Origin of the sequence: Croceivirga sp. JEA036, from assembly GCF_011882165.1 — a bacterium.
Lineage (GTDB): Bacteria > Bacteroidota > Bacteroidia > Flavobacteriales > Flavobacteriaceae > Croceivirga.
On sequence record NZ_JAATON010000001.1, the window covers coordinates 25,103 to 44,892 of the forward strand.

General features: G+C 36.2%; 24 protein-coding genes. 10 read left to right on the top strand and 14 right to left on the bottom strand.

Annotation, left to right across the window (positions count from 1 at the left end):
• Window position 1 precedes the first annotated feature (1 nt).
• Window positions 2-607 (top strand): trimeric intracellular cation channel family protein, encoded by a 606-nt coding sequence (locus HCO57_RS00120; protein WP_136952050.1) that lies wholly within the window; start codon window positions 2-4, stop codon window positions 605-607.
• Here HCO57_RS00120 and HCO57_RS00125 read toward each other — a convergent pair.
• Window positions 604-1,332 carry a peptidylprolyl isomerase gene (locus HCO57_RS00125; protein WP_167987280.1) on the bottom strand — a complete coding sequence of 243 codons (729 nt, stop codon included), beginning with the start codon at window positions 1,330-1,332 and terminating at the stop codon, window positions 604-606. The genes HCO57_RS00120 and HCO57_RS00125 overlap by 4 nt on opposite strands.
• Here HCO57_RS00125 and HCO57_RS00130 point away from each other — a divergent pair.
• Together HCO57_RS00130 and HCO57_RS00135 are read left to right on the top strand one after the other, a co-directional pair.
• Window positions 1,331-1,972 carry an NUDIX hydrolase gene (locus HCO57_RS00130; RefSeq protein WP_167987282.1) on the top strand — a complete coding sequence of 214 codons (642 nt, stop codon included), beginning with the start codon at window positions 1,331-1,333 and terminating at the stop codon, window positions 1,970-1,972. The two genes, HCO57_RS00125 and HCO57_RS00130, sit on opposite strands and share 2 nt — an antisense overlap.
• 36 nt (window positions 1,973-2,008) lie before the next feature.
• A complete protein-coding gene (locus HCO57_RS00135) occupies window positions 2,009-2,824 on the top strand; it encodes a lysophospholipid acyltransferase family protein (protein ID WP_136952047.1) in 816 nt (271 codons plus the stop codon).
• On the opposite strand, the gene HCO57_RS00140 is transcribed toward HCO57_RS00135, so the two are convergent.
• Genes HCO57_RS00140 through HCO57_RS00150 form a run of 3 tightly spaced genes read right to left on the bottom strand, consistent with a single transcriptional unit; the run spans window position 2,821 to window position 5,440 of the window.
• A complete protein-coding gene (locus HCO57_RS00140; protein ID WP_167988081.1) occupies window positions 2,821-3,459 on the bottom strand; it encodes a hypothetical protein in 639 nt (212 codons plus the stop codon). The genes HCO57_RS00135 and HCO57_RS00140 overlap by 4 nt on opposite strands.
• Before the next feature lie 6 nt (window positions 3,460-3,465).
• Window positions 3,466-3,960: an RNA polymerase sigma factor gene (locus tag HCO57_RS00145; RefSeq protein WP_136952046.1), complete on the bottom strand. Its 495-nt coding sequence runs from the start codon at window positions 3,958-3,960 to the stop codon at window positions 3,466-3,468.
• 58 nt (window positions 3,961-4,018) lie between these two features.
• Window positions 4,019-5,440, bottom strand: a complete 1,422-nt coding sequence (locus HCO57_RS00150) for an amidohydrolase (RefSeq protein ID WP_167987284.1) — start codon at window positions 5,438-5,440, stop codon at window positions 4,019-4,021.
• A 102-nt stretch (window positions 5,441-5,542) separates the two neighbouring features.
• On the opposite strand from HCO57_RS00150, the gene HCO57_RS00155 reads away from it, so the two are divergent.
• Window positions 5,543-6,832, top strand: a complete 1,290-nt coding sequence (locus HCO57_RS00155) for an NAD(P)/FAD-dependent oxidoreductase (RefSeq protein ID WP_167988082.1) — start codon at window positions 5,543-5,545, stop codon at window positions 6,830-6,832.
• Window position 6,833: 1 nt separating this feature from the next.
• On the opposite strand, the gene xerA is transcribed toward HCO57_RS00155, so the two are convergent.
• A complete protein-coding gene (gene xerA / locus HCO57_RS00160; protein ID WP_167987286.1) occupies window positions 6,834-7,730 on the bottom strand; it encodes a site-specific tyrosine recombinase/integron integrase in 897 nt (298 codons plus the stop codon).
• A gap of 172 nt (window positions 7,731-7,902) precedes the next feature.
• Between xerA and HCO57_RS00165 the strand changes: the two genes are divergently transcribed.
• From HCO57_RS00165 to HCO57_RS00175, 3 genes are all read left to right on the top strand, one after another.
• On the top strand, window positions 7,903-8,424 hold the full coding sequence (locus tag HCO57_RS00165) for a hypothetical protein (protein WP_167987288.1): 522 nt from the start codon (window positions 7,903-7,905) through the stop codon (window positions 8,422-8,424).
• Between the two features lie 86 nt (window positions 8,425-8,510).
• Complete coding sequence (locus HCO57_RS00170) at window positions 8,511-9,026, top strand: porin family protein (RefSeq protein WP_136950839.1); 516 nt, start codon at window positions 8,511-8,513, stop codon at window positions 9,024-9,026.
• Window positions 9,027-9,101: 75 nt separating this feature from the next.
• On the top strand, window positions 9,102-9,569 hold the full coding sequence (locus HCO57_RS00175; protein WP_136950838.1) for a hypothetical protein: 468 nt from the start codon (window positions 9,102-9,104) through the stop codon (window positions 9,567-9,569).
• Window positions 9,570-9,641: 72 nt separating this feature from the next.
• Here the strand turns inward: HCO57_RS00175 and HCO57_RS00180 are convergent, their stop codons facing one another.
• Window positions 9,642-9,977, bottom strand: coding sequence for a TM2 domain-containing protein (locus HCO57_RS00180; RefSeq protein ID WP_245167511.1), 336 nt, complete (start codon window positions 9,975-9,977; stop codon window positions 9,642-9,644).
• 24 nt (window positions 9,978-10,001) lie between these two features.
• Here HCO57_RS00180 and HCO57_RS00185 point away from each other — a divergent pair, with 24 nt between their 5' ends.
• On the top strand, window positions 10,002-10,889 hold the full coding sequence (locus HCO57_RS00185) for a hypothetical protein (RefSeq protein ID WP_167987290.1): 888 nt from the start codon (window positions 10,002-10,004) through the stop codon (window positions 10,887-10,889).
• Window positions 10,886-11,302 carry a type II 3-dehydroquinate dehydratase gene (aroQ, locus tag HCO57_RS00190; protein ID WP_167987292.1) on the top strand — a complete coding sequence of 139 codons (417 nt, stop codon included), beginning with the start codon at window positions 10,886-10,888 and terminating at the stop codon, window positions 11,300-11,302. Before HCO57_RS00185 ends, aroQ begins: the two co-directional genes overlap by 4 nt.
• Here the strand turns inward: aroQ and HCO57_RS00195 are convergent.
• From HCO57_RS00195 to HCO57_RS00230, 8 genes are all read right to left on the bottom strand, one after another.
• Window positions 11,294-11,575 (bottom strand): DUF3817 domain-containing protein, encoded by a 282-nt coding sequence (locus HCO57_RS00195; RefSeq protein WP_167987293.1) that lies wholly within the window; start codon window positions 11,573-11,575, stop codon window positions 11,294-11,296. The genes aroQ and HCO57_RS00195 overlap by 9 nt on opposite strands.
• Window positions 11,576-11,644: 69 nt before the next feature.
• Window positions 11,645-13,036: a dihydrolipoyl dehydrogenase gene (gene lpdA / locus HCO57_RS00200; RefSeq protein ID WP_136950834.1), complete on the bottom strand. Its 1,392-nt coding sequence runs from the start codon at window positions 13,034-13,036 to the stop codon at window positions 11,645-11,647.
• A 95-nt stretch (window positions 13,037-13,131) separates the two neighbouring features.
• Complete coding sequence (locus HCO57_RS00205) at window positions 13,132-13,653, bottom strand: DUF1572 family protein (protein WP_167987295.1); 522 nt, start codon at window positions 13,651-13,653, stop codon at window positions 13,132-13,134.
• A complete protein-coding gene (locus HCO57_RS00210; RefSeq protein ID WP_167987297.1) occupies window positions 13,643-14,062 on the bottom strand; it encodes a response regulator in 420 nt (139 codons plus the stop codon). The genes HCO57_RS00205 and HCO57_RS00210 overlap by 11 nt, the downstream gene beginning before the upstream one ends.
• Window positions 14,059-16,017, bottom strand: a complete 1,959-nt coding sequence (locus HCO57_RS00215) for a sensor histidine kinase (RefSeq protein ID WP_167987299.1) — start codon at window positions 16,015-16,017, stop codon at window positions 14,059-14,061. The genes HCO57_RS00210 and HCO57_RS00215 overlap by 4 nt, the downstream gene beginning before the upstream one ends.
• 85 nt (window positions 16,018-16,102) lie before the next feature.
• A complete protein-coding gene (msrB, locus tag HCO57_RS00220) occupies window positions 16,103-16,510 on the bottom strand; it encodes a peptide-methionine (R)-S-oxide reductase MsrB (RefSeq protein WP_167987301.1) in 408 nt (135 codons plus the stop codon).
• A 1-nt stretch (window position 16,511) separates the two neighbouring features.
• Window positions 16,512-17,000, bottom strand: a complete 489-nt coding sequence (gene msrB / locus HCO57_RS00225; RefSeq protein ID WP_136950829.1) for a peptide-methionine (R)-S-oxide reductase MsrB — start codon at window positions 16,998-17,000, stop codon at window positions 16,512-16,514.
• Window positions 17,001-17,119: 119 nt separating this feature from the next.
• Window positions 17,120-17,686 carry a collagen-like protein gene (locus tag HCO57_RS00230; protein ID WP_136950828.1) on the bottom strand — a complete coding sequence of 189 codons (567 nt, stop codon included), beginning with the start codon at window positions 17,684-17,686 and terminating at the stop codon, window positions 17,120-17,122.
• Between the two features lie 154 nt (window positions 17,687-17,840).
• Here HCO57_RS00230 and glgB point away from each other — a divergent pair, with 154 nt between their 5' ends.
• Window positions 17,841-19,739, top strand: a complete 1,899-nt coding sequence (glgB, locus tag HCO57_RS00235; protein ID WP_167987303.1) for a 1,4-alpha-glucan branching protein GlgB — start codon at window positions 17,841-17,843, stop codon at window positions 19,737-19,739.
• The last annotated feature ends 51 nt before the right edge of the window (window positions 19,740-19,790 follow it).

Below are 19,790 nucleotides of genomic sequence, written 5' to 3' on the forward strand. Positions count from 1 at the left end.
CTTGTTTTTACAAATTGTAGATGTTTTAGGAACTATTGCCTTTGCTATTTCTGGAGTGCTAATAGCGATGGATAAACGGTTAGATTTTTTTGGGGTGATGATTATTGGTTTTGTTACTGCCATTGGTGGCGGTACCTTACGCGATTTACTAATCGGGAATACACCCGTTCTTTGGATGCGAGATGCCAATTATATGATTATTATTAGTGCTACCGTAATCTTGGCAATTGTATTTGCAAAGCAACTAAAATATCTGCGTAAATCTTTATTTCTGTTTGATACTATTGGTATAGGTCTCTACACTACAGTAGGCATAGAAAAGGGATTAGACGCAGGTTTATTACCTATCATTTGTATTGCTCTTGGTACTATAACAGCAAGTTTTGGCGGTGTAATTAGAGATATTCTTTGTAATGAGATACCAGTAATTTTCAGAAAAGAAATTTACGCTACGGCTTGTATACTAGGTGGTATAGCGTTTTTTCTATTTAGATTATTGCCAGTTGTAGATGTGTATGCCAATATTGCCGCAATTGTGGTTGTAATATTAGTCCGTTTGGTTGCAGTTCGCTTTAAAATATCTCTACCTAGTATTTACAGCGACTAGTCTATTACTTCTGCTTTTAAAATGTAAATGTTACGCATTGGCCATTCGCCACTGTCTATGGGAGTCTGGTTAATTTTATCTACTATATCCATACCTTCGATTACTTTTCCAAATGCTGTGTAATCACCATCTAAGTGGTAAGAGCCAGGGTCGGTAACAACAATAAAAAATTCAAATGGGGAGGCCAATTTATGTGGATTATCCCTTTCACTACTTGGCATAGAGATGGTACCTCTGTGGTGTTTGTGTCCTTTTCTAGTGTCTGGCGGCAACAAATAACGCCCTATTTTACTTCGTTTACGACTTGTTCTTTTATCATCAGAATTGCCTCCTTGGATAATAAAATTAGGTACCACACGGTGAAATTGTGTGCTATCAAAGTACTTTTGCTTTGTTAGGTAAATAAAATTTGCCTTATGGTAGGGGACATTGTCATAGAGCTCAACCGTAAAACTGCCTTTAGTAGTGGTAATTTTTACTTTATTTTCTTTTAGACTTTTGGCATAATCAAAGAAGAAGTCAATGGCATTTTCTTCTGTTAATTCAAAGGTATCTTGGGCTTTTTCTATTTTATCTACAGTATCTTCTGCGGTCTTACTGGTGTCATTACTTTTTGATTGCCCAGTAGCCACTGCTTTTTTTTTGTTTTTTTTAGGAGCGTCTCCACAGTGTGTAAACAAAATTAGTAGTAAACTTGTTGTAAGTGCAATTTTTAAAACGCGCATGAATTTTACTGATTTTCGTGAACAAGTTGTAAAAATAAAAAATCTGGATTTGCCTGCAGATGCTTCTCATGCCAAGATGGAGCCAGAAGTGCGTAAAAAAGTAAGGCAAATGCAGCAGGCTAAGCTAAAAGATGCTCGTAAGGCAGCAGTTATGGCTTTGTTTTACCCTAATCAAGAAGGACAAACGCACTTATTGTTAATTCTTAGGAAAACGTACAAAGGCGTACATTCTAATCAGATTGGGTTTCCTGGGGGCAAAGTGGAGCCCACAGATGCCAATTTATTAGCTACCGCTTTAAGAGAAACGGAGGAAGAAGTGGGGGTTGACCCCAAAGATGTGCAACTGTTAAGACCGTTGTCTAAAATTTATATACCGCCTAGTAATTTTTTAGTACAACCGTATTTAGGGCTGTATGGAAAGCCTAAGCCTTTTGTGAAAGATGCTTACGAAGTAGAAGATTTAGTAGAAGTTACTTTGGTAGATTTTATCAATGATAGCAATTTAATACAAGAAAAAATGAACACTTCTTACGGTTCAGATATTAGGGTACCTGCCTTTAAGTTAAATGGTTACACGGTTTGGGGTGCAACGGCAATGATGCTAAGTGAAATCAAAGACCTATTAAAGCAAGTGGTTTAGTCTCTATTTTGTATTTTAGCCTTTCTTAAAATGCCTATGGATATATTTAAATCTACTCCATTTGGACATAATTTGTTCCTAAAAAAATGGTTAATCCGCATCTTGGGATTCATCACCCACTCCAGATATAAGGGTTTTAACAAGTTAGAGATAGAAGGTTCAGAAGTTATCAGGGAATTACCAGAAACAGGGGTGCTGTTTGTAAGTAATCACCAAACCTATTTTGCAGATGTAGTGGCCATGTTTCATGTATTTAATGCGGCTCTAAGCGGCAGAGAAGATAATATTAAAAACGTAGCCTATTTATGGAAGCCTAAATTGAATTTTTACTATGTAGCGGCCAAAGAGACTATGAAAAAGAATTTGCTGGCTAAAATCTTGGCTTACGCAGGTTCTATTAGTATTGAGCGTACATGGCGTTCTGATGGGCAAGATGTAAAAAGACCTGTTAAATTTAGCGATATCTCTAATATTGGTACAGCTTTAGAAGATGGTTGGGTAATTACTTTTCCACAGGGTACTACCAAACCTTGGAAGCCGTTACGTAAAGGAACAGCTCACATCATCAAAAAATATAAGCCTATTGTAGTACCTGTTGTAATAGATGGTTTTAGACGTTCTTTTGATAAAAAAGGGCTATACATTAAAAAGAAGGGAATTTTACAATCTATGATTATAAAAGAACCTCTTAACATAGATTATGATAATGAGAGTATTGACCAAATTATAGAAAAGTTAGAATATGCTATTGAGCAGCATCCTTCCTTTTTACGCGTAATTCCGCAAGAAGAATTGGCGGCTTATGAGGAAGACCACCAAAAGCGTAGGTATAGTTATAAGGGAGATTCTTAAACTTCTAATTTCTTTAACTCCTTGTAATTAATCAACAATCGTTTTAATAAAATACCATAAATTAAACGATAGAATAGCCATAGTGCGCCACCTAAAAGTATAAGGCAAACTACAATTAATACTGCCATTAAAACATAAATTAAAATGGGATTATCTCTAGCGGCTATATTTTCTTGTATAGATTTAAATTCTGGTTCGTAAAAGAACATCTCTAAAGAAATAATGATACCAGATAACATAGCTATAGACATGCTGGCCCAGACATAATTGACCACCGTTTTCCTTGTTTTTAAAATCTTTTGCATTAATGCTTTAGCAGAATCTGTATTATTAATTTGCTTGTAATTAAGGTAGAATTTTACCATAAAAAATAGCATTACCGAATAAGTTATTCCTTCTAAAACCCACGCTAGCGTTTCTGTATAAAGAAAGTTTTTATCTGTTTTAGATTCTTCAAGAGGCAATTGCCCAATTAAAATCCAAAAGAGAAATTCGGCAATACTTATGTAGAAAATCCATTTTACAATGGAGCTCGATTTTTTCAAAATCATTCTATAGATTTCGTCATAACTAAGTTTTGGCAGTTGGTCACTCTTTTTCTGCCAATCTTTTTTCAAAAGTTCCAATTCATCCATCATGGTCTAGGGATTTAAAATGGTCCTTAATTTGGTTTTCACTCTGTTCATCTTCACTCTTGCATTAACTTCACTAATGCCCAATGTATCTGCTATTTCCGCATAATTTTTATCTTCTAGATATAAAAACACCAAGGCCTTATCAATATCTCCAAGCTGTTTAATAGCATTGTACATAAGCTTTAATTGTTGTTCCTCCGTATCATCGTACTCATGAGCTTTAATCTTAAATATTACCGAATCATAATCCTGCGTTTTTACACGCTTTTTAGATTTTCTATACAGGGTAATAGCGGTATTTAAAGCAACTCTATACATCCACGTACTGAACTTAGCATCACCTCTAAACTTTGGGTATGCTTTCCAAAGTTGAATGGTAATCTCTTGGAACAAATCGTTATGGCTGTCCCTATCATTGGTATAGAGACTACACACTTTATGAACAATGTTCTGATTGTTCTCTAGTTCCGTAACAAATTGATGTTCCAGTTCTTTTTTCACTAATGGTTGGGTAGTTGATTGCTTATTAGTTGCAAAAGTCAGCGTATTGTTACAAAAATTAATTACGATAATCCAAGGCAGGTGGTCGGTTGCCTAGTAAAGGTTTGTAAACAAAGTTGTTACCTCTTTTTTCTTTAAATTCATTTTTTGCTTTTGTAATAATTTCTGGAGAGTTAAAAAGCTCTAACGCAGTTAAGCTTATCGTTTTGGCAGCAATCATCATTCCTTTTATACCAATAGATGTTCCGCCGGCAGCTACAGCTTGCCAACTGTGAGCAGCTGTCCCAGGTACCCATGTTGCAGTGCTAAAACCAACTGTTGGTACCACAAAGCTTACATCACCAACATCTGTAGAACCATAAGCTCTGGCTTCTGTTTTATAGGGTTGTATGGCAAGAGCTATCTCTTCTTTTAGTTCTTCTTGCCCTAAAGATTGGGATATTTCTTGAGCAAAAGCTTTTTCTTCTGAGGAATAAGTCATTCCGCCTACTGCGCTTAACTTATCGTGAACTAATTTTTGTAGGGTAAGGTTAGGGAGTAACTCGTGCGTTCCACCAATCATTTCATAGTCCATCGTAGTTCCTGTTCCTAGAGCGGCACCTTCTGCGGCCTTAACCATGCGGTCAAAAATTGAAACAACCACATCTCTATTACCGTGACGGGCATAATAATAAACTTCTGCAAAATCAGGAACAACGTTTGGTGCTTTGCCACCATCTGTAATAACATAATGTATTCTAGCATCTTGCGGTATATGTTCTCGCATCATGTTAACCATTACATTCATGGCCTCTACGCCATCTAAAGCAGAACGCCCGCGTTCTGGAGCTCCAGCGGCATGAGCAGAAACACCATAAAACCTGAATTTAGCAGATTTGTTAGCTAGTGCTGCACCTGCACTAGCAGCATTCTGAGCGCCAGGATGCCAATGTAAGGCAACATCTACATCATCAAAAACTCCAGAACGTACCATGTATACCTTACCAGAGCCACCTTCTTCTGCTGGGCAACCGTAGAAGCGTATTCGTCCCTTTTTTCTATTGGCTTTTAGCCAATTTTTAATTGCAACTGCGGCGGCTGTACTGGCGGTGCCAAATAAATGATGCCCGCAGGCATGACCAGCAACACCTCCAGCACTTTCTTTGGTAGGTATTGCTTTTTGGGATAACCCTGGGAGGGCATCAAACTCTCCTAAAATCGCAATAACAGGACCTTCCGTACCATATTCTGCCATAAATGCAGTTGGTATATCTGCAATGCCAGAAGTGATTTTAAACCCTTCCTTATTTAACGTTTCTTGTAGTAATCCAGAGCTTTTTACTTCTTGATAGCCCATCTCTGCCCAATCCCATAGTTGCAAGGCAATTTTAGAATAGTCTTTAGTTTGTTGGTCTAATTGGTCAAGCAGTTTATCAGCCGATTCTTGTGCTTGTAAGAATAAGCCAGTGAACACAAGTACTGCTATTAAAAACTTTTTCATAAAGTTGGTTTTGGTATAGGGTTTTAAAGATAATATAAAATATAGGCGTATGCTACACGTTAAGGAATGGCTTTATGCTTAAATTTGCGATACATGAGTTCAATGAATATTCCACAGTCTAGTTTTTCACGGGTAGTCATTATCGGTGGAGGATTTGCCGGTATTGCTCTGGCCAAGAAGTTAAGCAAACAAGAATTTCAGGTCGTGCTTTTAGATAAGCATAATTATCATACGTTTCAACCGCTATTATACCAAGTATCCACGGGTGGTTTAGAACCAGATTCTATCGCTTACCCTATACGGAAAGTGCTGCAGGGGTATCCTAATTTTTATTTTAGACTGGCAGAGGTATTGAATATAAATACAGAGCGAAACATCATTGATACCAACATTGGACCATTAAAGTTTGATAAGTTGGTGGTGGCTACGGGTACAGAAACCAATTTTTTTGGGAATGAAGAACTGGCACGCAATAGCATGTCCATGAAAACCATTCCACAATCCTTAAATCTTAGAAGCTTAATTTTAGAGAATTTTGAGCAAGCTTTGCTAACGGACGATTTACACGAAAGAGAAGCATTGATGAACTTTGTTATAGTTGGTGGTGGACCAACGGGAGTTGAACTTGCAGGTGCTTTAGCAGAAATTAAAAAGGGTATTTTACCGAAAGATTATCCTGATTTAGATACCCGGAGGGCACAAATAAATTTAGTGCAAAGTGGAGACCGTTTACTGCCAGCAATGAGCGAAATTGCCTCTAAAAAGGCAGAAGATTTTTTAGAGGAATTGGGCGTTAATGTTTGGAAAAATCTAAGAGTAGCTAATTTTGATGGCAAAAAAGCAACAACGAACGGAGATACCATATTTGAAACCGAAACTTTGATTTGGGCTGCGGGTGTAAAAGCGGTGACAATTCGTGGTTTGGATGGGGAAAATTTTGTAAGTAGGTCTAAAAGATTGTTGGTGAACCAGTATCATCAAGTAAAAGGTTTTGACCATATTTATGCCATTGGTGATGTAGCCCAAATGGAATCGGAAGATTACCCCAGAGGACACCCTATGATGGCGCAACCCGCAATGCAACAGGGCGAAAATTTAGGAGATAATCTGGTAGCTAGTCTAAAAGGCAAAGCGCCTAAACCATTTAACTACAAAGATAAAGGTAGTATGGCTACTATTGGCAGAAACAAAGCGGTTGCAGATTTGCCAAAATTTAAGTTTCAAGGTGTATTTGCTTGGTTTGTGTGGATGTTTGTACATCTTTATTTCTTAATTGGGTTCAGAAATAGGGTAGTAGTATTTATCAATTGGGTATACAATTATATAAAGTTTGATAGGGAAGCACGTTTAATCATTCGTCCTTATAAACAACAATTTAAAACAGACCGTTAATTTAATTTCTGGGATGATATTTTTCCAGGGTAGCACTTAAATGGGTGCGGTCTACATGCATATATACTTCTGTAGTAGTTATACTTTCATGACCTAACATTTGTTGTATAGCTCTTAAATCGGCACCATTTTCTAATAAATGAGTGGCAAAAGAATGCCTAAAAGTGTGTGGACTAATTACTTTATTAAGTCCAATTTTAGTAGCCAATTGTTTTATCAAGGTAAAAATCATGGCTCTAGTTAATTGTTTGCCTCTTCTGTTTAAAAATAAGATGTCTGAGTGTTCTGGGGCTATGGTTTGGTGTATACGTACCTGGTCCGTATAAATGGTGATGAATTTCTTGTTGAGGTCACTAATGGGTACAAAACGTTGCTTGTCTCCTTTACCTGTAACTTGAATAAAATCTTCATCAAAATAGCAGTCTGATAGTTTAAGGTTGACGAGCTCACTCACCCGTAATCCACAGCCATACAAGGTCTCTAAAATAGCTCTATTTCGTTCTCCTTGAGGATGACTTAAATCAATTGCGGCAATTAGCTTGTCAATCTCTTTTGTAGATAATGTATCTGGTAATTTTCTGCCAATTTTGGGAGCCTCTATCAAATCTGTGGGGTTGTCTGCTCTTAAATCTTCAAAAACCAAGTAATTAAAGAAACTTTTTAACCCAGAAATTATTCTTGCTTGCGTACGCTCATTGACTACTTTAGCAATGTCATAAATAAACTGTTTTACTTGGTCTTGGTGTATTAATACAGGGCTTACAGTCATTGCATTGTCTTGTAAGTAACGCATTAATTTTAAAACATCTAAGCTGTAATTCTCAACAGAATTAGTCGCTAATGCGCGTTCAATTTTCAGGTAATGTTGATAATTATTTAAAGCAGTTTCCCACGTCATAATAGCAAATGTACATTCAAAACATAGGACTTAAAAATGGTGATGTTTAAATTCTTACCTTATAAAACCATAGTATAACCGCTGTTTTACAACAGAATAAGAACATCTTGCAACTAATTGTGGTATGTAAACAAGAGATGCTAGAAATTGCAGTACAATTAACAATCAAACCATGAAGAAAAGAATTTTTTGTTTTGTCATTTTAGTATCAGCAATAGTTGCAGCACATGCACAAAAAGTAGACCGTTCCTTTTTTAAAGCAGGCTTACAGGTTTCTATGCCAATAGGTGATGCAGGCGATATTTCTAATTTTGGATTAGGAATAGATTTACAACAACATTACGGAGTGGATAAAATTTTGGATTTAGGATTTGCAACAGGATTTATAAACTATTTTGGTAAAACAGAGACCATTTCTGATGACTTTATAGAAGTAGAGGCAGATTTTCCTAATATTCAATATGTTCCGCTTGCAGGTTTGGTAAGATTTTACATTTCTAAAGGCGTTAATTTTGGCGCAGATGTAGGGTATGCACTGGGGCTAGATGAGATTTCTGAAGGTGGTTTTTACTACAGGCCAACTTTAAGTTTAGGGATGTCAGACACCTCTGCAGTAGAATTTTCATACACGGGTATTTCTGATGATGCGGTGGACTGGTCTTCTGTAAATTTAAGTTTGGTTTTTCTGTTTTAAGAACTAACTATAATAAATAAGAGTTGTAAGAGTTATTTTATTATTATTGTAACGTTTTAATATATAATCAAACAACTTAATTTATTATGAAAAACTTATTATTTTCTTTAGTAGCAATACTAGGTATTACAATTGGCGCTAATGCACAAGACACTTCTTTTGGTGTAACTGCAGGTTTATTTAATGCAGATGCAACTGTAAAATTTGAAGGTGAAAAACAAGATGTAGATGGCAGTACAGGTTTCTACATTGGAGTAGTTGGTGATTTTTCCATCACTGAAAAATTTGGGATTAGACCAGAACTACTTTACGCCAATATAGATGAGAGTTCTGCTATTTTTATTCCAGTTATGGCTAAGATTTTTGTTGCCGATGGATTGCATTTTCAAGCAGGTCCTCAATTCGGTTTCTCTTTAGAAGACTTGCCAGAAGATGCTAGTGCATTTGATTTAGGATTAGGAGCAGGTTTGGGCTATGATTTCCCTTTTGGACTCTTTTTAGAAGGGAGATACACTTTCCAAGTTAACAATTCTTATTCGGGTGATTTAGACATTACTGCTAAGGGTAAATACTTAACTTTTGGTGTAGGTTATAAATTTTAAGATTGTTTTATTCTTAAGATTTATTTAATGTTGAATTATATACATTTGAAGTTTCAACAACAAACACTACATATTATGAAAAGACTTTTAATTACATTGACCTTAGTTTTTGGTTTAGCCTTAACAGCTCAAGCGCAAAACTATAAAGGAGCCATTGGTTTAGGATTAGATTTAGGAGAAGGTTTTACCTTTGTTGGACCAAGTGGTAAGTACTTTTTTGATGAAAATAATGCAGGTCAATTTGATCTTGGTTTTGAAGATCAGGTAACTGCTTTAACTTTCTTGTATTCTTATCACGGTCAGTTTTCTGGTGCAGATGGTTTACAGTGGTTTGCAGGAGCAGGACCAAGCATTTGGTTAATTAAAGATTTTGACACACAATTCTCTTTAAGACCACATGTAGGTTTGGATTTTAAAATCCCTAATGTGCCTTTAGCTTTTTCTGGAAGTTGGAGACCTATCTTAGGATTGAGTGATGGTTTTGACGGAAACCGTTTTGAAGCTGGTGCGTTTGCTTTAGGCTTTAGATACGCTTTCAACTAATAAATTACATAATCAACAACTAAAAAGCAGTGCCTTGGCACTGCTTTTTTTGTTTTGTATTTTTGCTAACACTTAATTTGGGAATGTGTCATTAAGAATATTCACCAAGTCTATGACCCACCATACCCCTAAACCACCTAGGGTAAGGATAAACAAAATATTGTATCCTGTTGGTTTGCCAGCGTACCATCTATGTGCAGCAAAGAAACCTAAGAAAAACCACAGTGCAAGTGCTACCCATTTGTTGTAAGAAGCGGCGGCTAGAGGAGTTTCTAAATCGGCTACGGCAACTTCAATTAATTCGTTACTTTCGTTGTTATTTTGATGCCTTTTAACAGGAAAAGATGCAGAAACATTAGTTAGCATAAAAATCATGCATAAAAATGTAAAGAGGAATTTTAATTTCATAGTACAAATTTTTAATATTTTTAAATGTACAAATCGAGGAATACCCTTTTAACCCTTTTCATTTTATTATGGACTGTAACCCACTTAGAGGCGCAAAAACATGAATTTTTAGGAGTTTTAACCCTTAAAGATACGGTACACGTGGCCTACCGTCTACAATTAGAGCTAAAGGGTGAAAAGGTTTCTGGGTTTTCTGTTACAGATTTAGGTGGAGCTCATGAAACCAAATCCTATGTTACTGGTGATTATTATCCGGAAACTAATACACTAAAATTTCAAGAATACGGTATAGAATATACCAAATCTGATGTAGATACCTATGATTTTTGCTTTGTGCATTTTTCTGGCAAAGTGAGTAGCTTACCTAAAGAGAATATTATTCAAGGTCAGTTTGTTGGTAGATATGATGATGGCTTTGCGTGCTTGGATGGGGAATTAAATGTAAAGTCTATAGCTAAGATTTATAACAAGGCTAAACGTATTGATAAAAAAATACAAAAGGCTAAAGTTGTGCCAGATAGTATTAAGGCAAAAACAAGTATGACGAAGACCATTGAAGAAAGACGGTTAAATATGCTTAAAGCCAACGAAAAAACCTCCATTTTTATAAATGCAAATAATCTGCACTTAACCATTTTTGATGCTGGTAAGATAGACGGTGATGTAATTAGTGTGTATGTAAATAATGAGCCGTTAGTTGTGAAGCATGTGGTTGGTAAGAAAAAAAGAATCTTTACCATTCCTCTTAAAGATAAAGTTACAACACTAAGAGTGGTAGCGGAGAACGAAGGTGAAATAGTGCCTAATACAGCTAAAATAGAAATAAGCGATGGATTTAAAAAAATAGAAATGTTGAGTAACCTTAAAAAGGGAGAGACTACGCAACTTGTTATACATAAATTATACAAATGAAATTAATTATTATAAACGGACCTAACCTAAACTTACTGGGTAAGCGTGAGCCAGAGGTTTATGGTAGCAAAACATTTGAAGATTATTTTTCTGAACTTCAGTTTAAGTTTAAAAATACGCAATTGGAGTATTACCAGAGTAATATTGAGGGTGAGTTGATTAATAAAATACAAGAAGTTGGCTTTAGTTATGACGGCATTATTTTAAATGCTGCTGCGTATACGCACACTTCTGTTGGGATTGGGGATGCTATTAAAGCGATAGAAACACCGGTTATAGAGGTACATATCTCTAATACCTTTTCTAGGGAAGAATTTAGGCACCAATCCTTTATTTCTCCAGTGGCTAAAGGTGTAATTTTAGGCTTTGGACTGCAAAGCTATGATTTGGCTATACAAAGCTTTTTAGGTTAAATTACTTAAATACTTTTTGTCTACGTAGAAGGTTCCAAAAGGAAGTAGGGAGGCTACAAAAAAGATGAAAAAACGTTTAATACCCCATTTTTTCTCCCAGCAAAGAATCCCTGCCAAGACTACAAAAAGTATAAATAAAACACCATGTGCCATGCCAACAGGTTTGTTTGGACCGCCAAGGCCTGCCCAATATTTTAGAGGCATGGTAAATCCAAATATCGCTATGTAAGATATGCCTTCTAAAATGGCAGTAAGTCTAAAAAGTTTCAACATAAATTTTTGTAAAAGAAACCGCCAAAAACTAGGGTTGATGGCGGTTTAGTTTATATTACTTAAGTAGTACTATAAGTGGATGACTTCATCATAAGCGTCTGCAACAGCTTCCATAACAGCTTCACTCATAGTAGGGTGTGGATGCACTGCTTTTAAGATTTCGTGCCCAGTAGTTTCTAATTTTCTAGCTACAACAGCCTCTGCAATCATATCGGTAACCCCGGCTCCTATCATATGGCAGCCTAACCATTCACCATACTTCGCATCAAAAATCACTTTTACAAAGCCTTCAGAATTACCACCTGCTTTCGCTTTTCCACTGGCAGAGAATGGGAATTTACCCACCTTAATATCGTAACCTTCTTCTTTAGCTTTTTTCTCTGTTAAACCTACAGAAGCCACTTCTGGCATACAATACGTGCAACCTGGAATGTTGCCATAGTCCAAGGCTTCTACATGCATGCCTGCAATTTTCTCTACACAAAGAATACCTTCTGCAGAAGCAACGTGTGCAAGTGCTGGTCCTGGGGTAACATCACCAATAGCGTAGTAGCCCGGAATGTTGGTTTGGTAAAAATCGTTTACCAATATTTTATCTCTATCGGTAGCAATACCTACATCTTCTAAACCTATGTTCTCTATGTTGGTTTTAATGCCTACCGCAGAGAGTACAATGTCTGCCTCTAACACTTCTTCCCCTTTTGCAGTTTTTACGGTAGCTTTTACGCCTTCGCCGCTAGTATCTACCTTGGTAACCTCTGCATTAGTTTTTATCTTAATACCTGCCTTTTTAAAGCTACGTTCTAATTGTTTAGAGATATCTTCATCTTCTACGGGAACTACATTTGGCATATATTCCACAACGGTTACTTCCGTACCAAGAGAATTGTATACGTAAGCAAATTCCATACCTATGGCACCACTACCAACAACAATTAACTTTTTAGGTTGTTTTTTTAGGGTCATTGCTTCACGGTAACCAATTACTTTTTTACCATCTTGCGGTAAGCTAGGCAATTCTCTGCTTCTGGCACCAGTAGCAACTATAATATGGTCTGCGCTATATTCTGCAGGGTCTCCGTTTGGGCCTTTTACTATCACTTTTTTGCCTGGCAATAATTTTCCGTAGCCGTTAAGAACTTCTATCTTGTTCTTTTTCATTAAAAACTGAACACCCTTAGACATACCGTTGGCAACATCTCTACTACGTTCTATTACCTTGTCAAAATCGTGCTCTACTTTTTTTGCACTTAAACCGTAGTCTTCTGCGTGCTTAAGATATTCAAATACCTGAGCGGATTTGATCAACGCTTTTGTTGGGATACAGCCCCAGTTTAAACAAACACCTCCAAGGCTTTCTTTTTCCACTATTGCGGTCTTTAAGCCTAGCTGTGAGGCACGGATTGCGGTAACGTAACCACCGGGTCCACTTCCCAAAACAATTACATCGAATTTGCTCATTATTTTTTCTTTTAGGTTTTGTATTTACAACGAGTGCAAAGATAGTGAACTCAACAAGATTTTGGTAGCCCAAAACCAAACCGCTTTTTTAGAAGTTAAGACATCAACGTATCATTAAATTCTTGTGATTTTCCTTTAGCGATAGAAGGAGATATCCAAGCTTCTTTTTTAATTAGTTTTGCTAAATAAACCATTTGGCCTATATGATTGGCATAATGTGCTAATTGACGGTGAAACGCAGCTATTACTGTGTGTGGTTCTTTTCTAATGTAGATTAAACTATTAAAATTATCAGCATTCACCATTTCTAAAGCACCAAATAAACATGCCCAACCAGCATTCCATAATTGATGGAGTTCTTCTTTGGTTTGTGGTGGTGTTATAAATTCAGTATCCCTATTGCGCCAAGATTTTTCCCCATCTTCTGTAAAGAAATTAGTGAATCTACTGCGCATGTTGCCTGCCATATGTTTTATGATAATGGCAATGCTATTAGTACCAACATAGGGCTCCCATAGTAATTCCTCTAGAGTTAAGACGGATAGTGTGTAATCTCCAAGTTTTTTATAACGTTTAAATTCAAATGTTAGACTATGGATAAATTCTTCATGACTCATCCGATAAATTTACCAAGTAATGGTCAAATAATTGCTTTATCTTTTCTTGGGTTAATGGTTTTCTTTCAAATCCTTGAACATCGCCGTATGTAGCTGCTTTTTTTTCATCTTCTGGATTTAAAGAAGTTGTAAGCATAACCACTACAGGAATTTGAAAATAATCTTCTGATGCTTGATATTCATCTAAAAATTCCCAGCCATTCATCCCAGGCATGTTGATGTCTAGGAAAATCATGTGTGGTAAAATGTTATTATTAGATTTTTTCAGGTATTCCAAAGCGTTTTCAGCACTAGTCATGGTTATCGTATCTTTAACCATTCCAGATTTGAGCAAAGCTCTTTTATTTAAAAAATTTGTGGGTGCGTCATCATCTATTAGCATAATAACATAAAGGTTGTCTGTACTCATGTTGTGGTTTTAAGTATGGTAAAAAAGAAGGTGCTGCCTTGTTTAGAGGCAGAGCTGACCCATATTTTTCCACCATGGATTTCTACTATTTTTTTGCAACTCGCTAGTCCAATTCCGGTGCCAGAATAGATCTCTGAACTATGGAGACGCTGAAAAATACCAAAGATTTTTTCCTTATATTTTTCTTCTATACCTATGCCGTTATCCTTAACGGAAAACAGATAGTCCTGTGGTCTGTCTACACATTCTATGGTTATTTTAGGTGCTTGGTCTGCTCTTCTAAATTTTAAGGCGTTGCTTATTAAATTCTGGAATAGTTGCCTCAATGCATTTTCATTACCATATACCTTGGGAAGTTTTGCAATTTCTAAAAAAGCTGAACTTTGAGTGATTTTTACATTTAAATCTACTAATACATGGTCTACAATTTGGTTTAAATCGCAATAGCTTTTTTCTAATGATTTATTAAACTTGGCATACTCCATTAAGTCACCTACCAAATTTCTCATACGGTTAGTGCATGCAGAAATAAAGTCTAAATATGTTTTTGCTTCTTCTGGAAATTGACCTGAAAAATCATCTTCTAAAATATTTACAAATGAGGATATGGTACGTAATGGCTCTTGCAAATCATGAGAGGCGATATACACCATATTTTTTAATTCTTGATTTTTCCCTTTCAGTGATTTATTCAGTTTTAAGATTTCTTCCTCTGCATTTTTAATACGTGTAATATCTATTTTTATAACCAAATATCTTTTAGGAACACCGTTGATGTCTTTAATTGGAATCACGGCAGCATTGGTCCAAAAGGTAGTAAGGTCTTTTCTCAGATTTTTAATTTCGTTTATCCAAATATGACCACTACGCACGGTTGCCCATAGCTGTTCAAAAAAGTAATGGTTATGATTATGCGCATCTAATCGTTGACTGTGCGTTGCTCCAATGAGTTCTTCTTTGCTATAACCAGACACTTGGCAAAGCATATCATTAGCATAGGTAATAACCCCTTCATTATCCATCACAGAAATCATGGCGACCTGATCTATGGCGTGTCGAAATTGTTCTAATTCTGAGTTGGAATTTTCTAAGGATTTTTGAAGTTTAATACGCGATTTATTGGTTTTGTTAATAAAATGATTGCTTATCATTAAAAAAGCAAAAGCAGCGGTAAGTAAAATGACCGTTAATAGAATGATTGCAAATTGAGGGTCTAAAAGATGGTTTTTTATTAAAAGTTGATGTAAAAAACTAACACCTAACGTAAATAGTATCATATACGGTGTAGTTCTTCTTAAAATTTTGCTTCCTAAATTTTTACCATGGAATAATGCAGCTGGCCCCCAGGTCCTTTCTTGATAGAGATAAGATATAGCAATGGCTAAAAAGAAAAAGGCTGTGGAAAAAGCCATTGTTTCTAGAAAGGAAGTTCTATTTTCTCCTGGAATACCCAAAATTATGGAAATGATAGAGATGGAGGCTATGATGAATATACTTATGAATAAAAGCTGCGCAATTTTAGGACCTTTATTTTTAGTATGCCTTTTAAGTAGAATGGCAATTACTGATAATTGAAAACAAATTGCCGTACCCTTAGACATTTTACCAGGATTTACGGTATTGTAATAATCTTTAGCAAAGACATTATCTATTTCTAAGGGGAAACTAAAGTAGTAGCTAATAAGCGTGTAAAACGCTACGCTAAATACAAATAAACAAATTACAACAACAATAGGGTTGAATGGAGATTCTGCTTTTTCTTGCGATAGAATTAGTGCTACTAAAAGGCATAGAAAACAAAGAGCTGTATTGAATTTCATGGTATAATTATCCCCCGCATACCTAAGGATAAAATCAAATTGCAAAATCCAACCAAACAGTATAAAAACTAAAAAAAGCATGGCAATACCCATGCCTAAAATTTTGGCCTTTTCTTTTAAAAACGCTGCGGTCATTGGTTTTGAGTTAGATAAAACTATACTTATCTAACTCAAAAATACCAAGAATATTCTTACAAATGTTAAGGAAAATAAATAATTATTAGTGATTTTCTTGCTTCTTAAAATCCAAACTAACAGAATTTATGCAGTAGCGTTGTCCTGTAGTCTCTCTAGGGCCGTCATCAAATACATGCCCTAAGTGGCTACCGCAATTAGCACATAAGGTTTCGGTACGTAACATACCATGAGACGTATCTCTTTTGTACTCTATTGCACCTTCTATAGCTTGGTCAAAAGAAGGCCAGCCACAACCACTCTCAAATTTAGTGTTACTATGAAATAATTTAGCATTGCAGGCTTTACAATGGTAATCTCCTTTTTCAAAATGTAGGTTATACTCACCCGTAAAAGGTCTTTCTGTTCCTTTTTGGCGTAGCACATAATATTCTTCTGGACTTAGCTGCTCTTTCCACGCCGCATCAGATTTGTTTTTATCGCTTGTGCTCATATTATTGGTTTTCTACGTTTGGAATAAAATTTAAAGCTACGCCATTAATACAGTGCCTTTTACCAGTTGGTTCTGGGCCATCATCAAAAACATGTCCTAAATGCCCCCCACAGGTAGCACAATGCTCTTCTGTTCTGGCATAACCAATGTTATAGTCAACATCAAAAGCAACATTACCTTCTATCTCTTGGTAAAAACTAGGCCATCCTGTTCCAGATTTATACTTGTGCTCGCTTTTAAACAAAGGAGTGCCACAAGCTGCACATACATAAGTGCCGGCCTCCTTATTAGTGAGTAAATCACTCGTAAAAGCTCTTTCTGTACCTGCTTTACGCAATACATAATACTCTAATTCTGTAAGTGTGGATTTCCACTCTGCATCAGACTTGGTAATTTCAAAGGTTTCTTCTTTTTTAGTTTCGGTCTTTTGAGAATTGCCCTTGCAAGAAGAGAACAAGACCATTAAAAGTATAGCAATATTTTTCCCCATCTTTTTTTCTTTTTGGTCGATTAAATTAGGTTAACCTTTCAATTTTTAGGCTAAAATTAAAAAAACCGTAGCCAACAATATATTTGGACTACGGTGTCTATTTAACTAACTAAAGAAATTTAATTTAAACTAATTTTTTCTATGTTGCTTACGTCTAATTTTAAGTTGCTCATTACTGCGTTAAAATCATTTGCATTAAAATCAGCACTTTGTGCAAATTCTGCGGGTACCACAACAATTCTAAATAATTGATTATCTGTAAAGTCTATATCAATATTAGATAGGTCGTAATTGCCGTCAATAAAAATTTCAAAATCTACAAAAGTATGTGCAAATACATACTGTAACGTACCTTCTGCGGTAAAGAAGTTTTGCGGTATTTGGCTCCACGCACTTGCAGTAGAACCATCAGATAATTCTACCTCACCATCATAACGGTAAACTAAAACAGCATCGCTTTCAAAAACTTCTGTTATTCCAACCTCTTCAAAAGAAATGGGCGTAGAGGTCCATAAATTACCCTCTAAATAATCAAAGTTTATATTTTCTACTTCTACCACTTGGCCAAGTATGTTTACACCGTCTTCACCATCAAACCCGGGAGGTCCTTGCGGGCCTTCTGGTCCTTCACAGGCAACAACAATGGCTAAAACGGCTAATCCTAAAAGTGTTTTTAATTTTGTCATGTTCAATGGTTTTTATGATTTTTTGCTTTCTAAATAATCTTCTAGAGGGTTAAATCAAAAAGCGTTCCAAAAATAATCTAAATACTTTATGCGGTAAGATTAAGATTACTTGCTCAAAGTTGTTTAATATTGTATTAACCCTTTACAGTAGCATATGGCCAACGTTATACCGCATAGTTTCTTTACTGAGTTTGATATTAATCTTTTTAAAGCAGGTAAACACTTTAGGTTGTACCGTAAATTAGGTTCCCATATTACAGAGGTAGATGGCGTAAAAGGAGTATATTTTGCGGTTTGGGCACCCTCTGCAAAGCAGGTTTCAGTGGTAGGTGATTTTAATCAGTGGAATGCAGATGAACACCAGCTTTTAGTACGTTGGGATAGTAGTGGCATTTGGGAAGGCTTTATACCTAACGTGGAACACGGAGCTATTTATAAGTATAAAATAGCTTCTCACCATGATGGAATATTTACGGAAAAGGCAGACCCTTTTGCTCGGTATTGTGAACATCCCCCTAAAACCGCATCCGTAGTTTGGAACGCAGCTTATCAATGGAAAGACCAGAATTGGATGGATACCAGGGAAACACATAATAATCTGGATCAACCCTATTCGGTTTACGAGGTGCATTTAGGCTCTTGGAAAAAGAAAGGAGATAATCAATTTTTGAGTTATACAGAACTCGCAAAGGATTTGGTTGCTTACGTAAAGGAAATGGGTTTTACCCATGTAGAGTTTATGCCCATAATGGAATATCCTTTTGATCCCTCTTGGGGGTATCAGTTAACAGGATATTTTGCACCCACTTCTAGATTTGGAACGCCAGAGGATTTCAAATATTTGGTAGATGCATTTCATAATGCAGGGATTGGAGTAATCCTAGACTGGGTTCCTTCTCATTTTCCAGAAGATGCGCACGGTTTAGGTTATTTTGATGGATCTCATTTGTATGAACATCCAGATAGGCGTAAGGGATATCACCCAGATTGGAAAAGCCTCATATTTAATTACAGTCGTAATGAAGTACGTGCATTCTTGATTAGTAATGCCATTTTTTGGTTAGATCAATACCACATAGACGGCTTACGCGTAGATGCCGTAGCATCTATGCTGTATTTAGATTATTCTAGAGAAGATGGGGAGTGGGAACCAAATATGTATGGCAATAATGAGTATTTAGAGGCAATCTCTTTTATAAGAGAAATGAATACAGAAGTGTATGCCAGTTTTAAAGGAGTACAGACCATAGCAGAAGAATCTACAGCTTTCACAGGTGTTTCTAAACCCGTACATTTTGGAGGACTTGGGTTTGGTATGAAATGGATGATGGGGTGGATGCATGATACCTTGGAATATTTTAAAAAAGAACCAGTACATAGAAAATACCATCAAAATGACCTTACGTTTAGCATGACGTATGCCTTTACGGAAAATTTTATGTTACCTTTTTCTCATGATGAGGTGGTATACGGAAAAAATTCTTTAATCTACCGTATGCCTGGTGATGAATGGCAGCGTTTTGCAAACTTACGCTTGCTTTTTGGTTATATGTTTACCCACCCTGGAGCTAACTTAATTTTTATGGGGGGTGAGTTTGGGCAAACATCTGAATGGAATTTTCAGCAAAGTTTGGATTGGCACCTTACCCAATTCGGCTTTCACAATGGAATACAAAAACTGATTAAAGACTTAAATAAACTGTATAGAACCGAGCCTGCATTGTATCAAAAACAATTTAGTCCAGATGGATTTGAATGGATAGAATGGAATGATGCAGAAAACTCCGTAATCTCTTATATTAGAAAAGGGGAGCAACCCAAGGACGATGTTATTGTCATTGGTAATTTTACACCAGTTCCAAGAGAAGATTATAGAGTAGGGGTTCCAACAGGATCTAAACTCAATCTACTATTTACAAGTGATGCAACAGAATATGGAGGTAGTGGAATGGGTGCTAAGACCATAAAACCAAGCAAAAAGGCATGGAATGGCAGACCAAATTCGGTAGTGCTAACATTGCCGCCGCTAGGGATTTTGGTCTATAAAAGGTAAAACATTAACTAATAACGTTTTAATCACGGACCAATACAGTTATGGACTTCC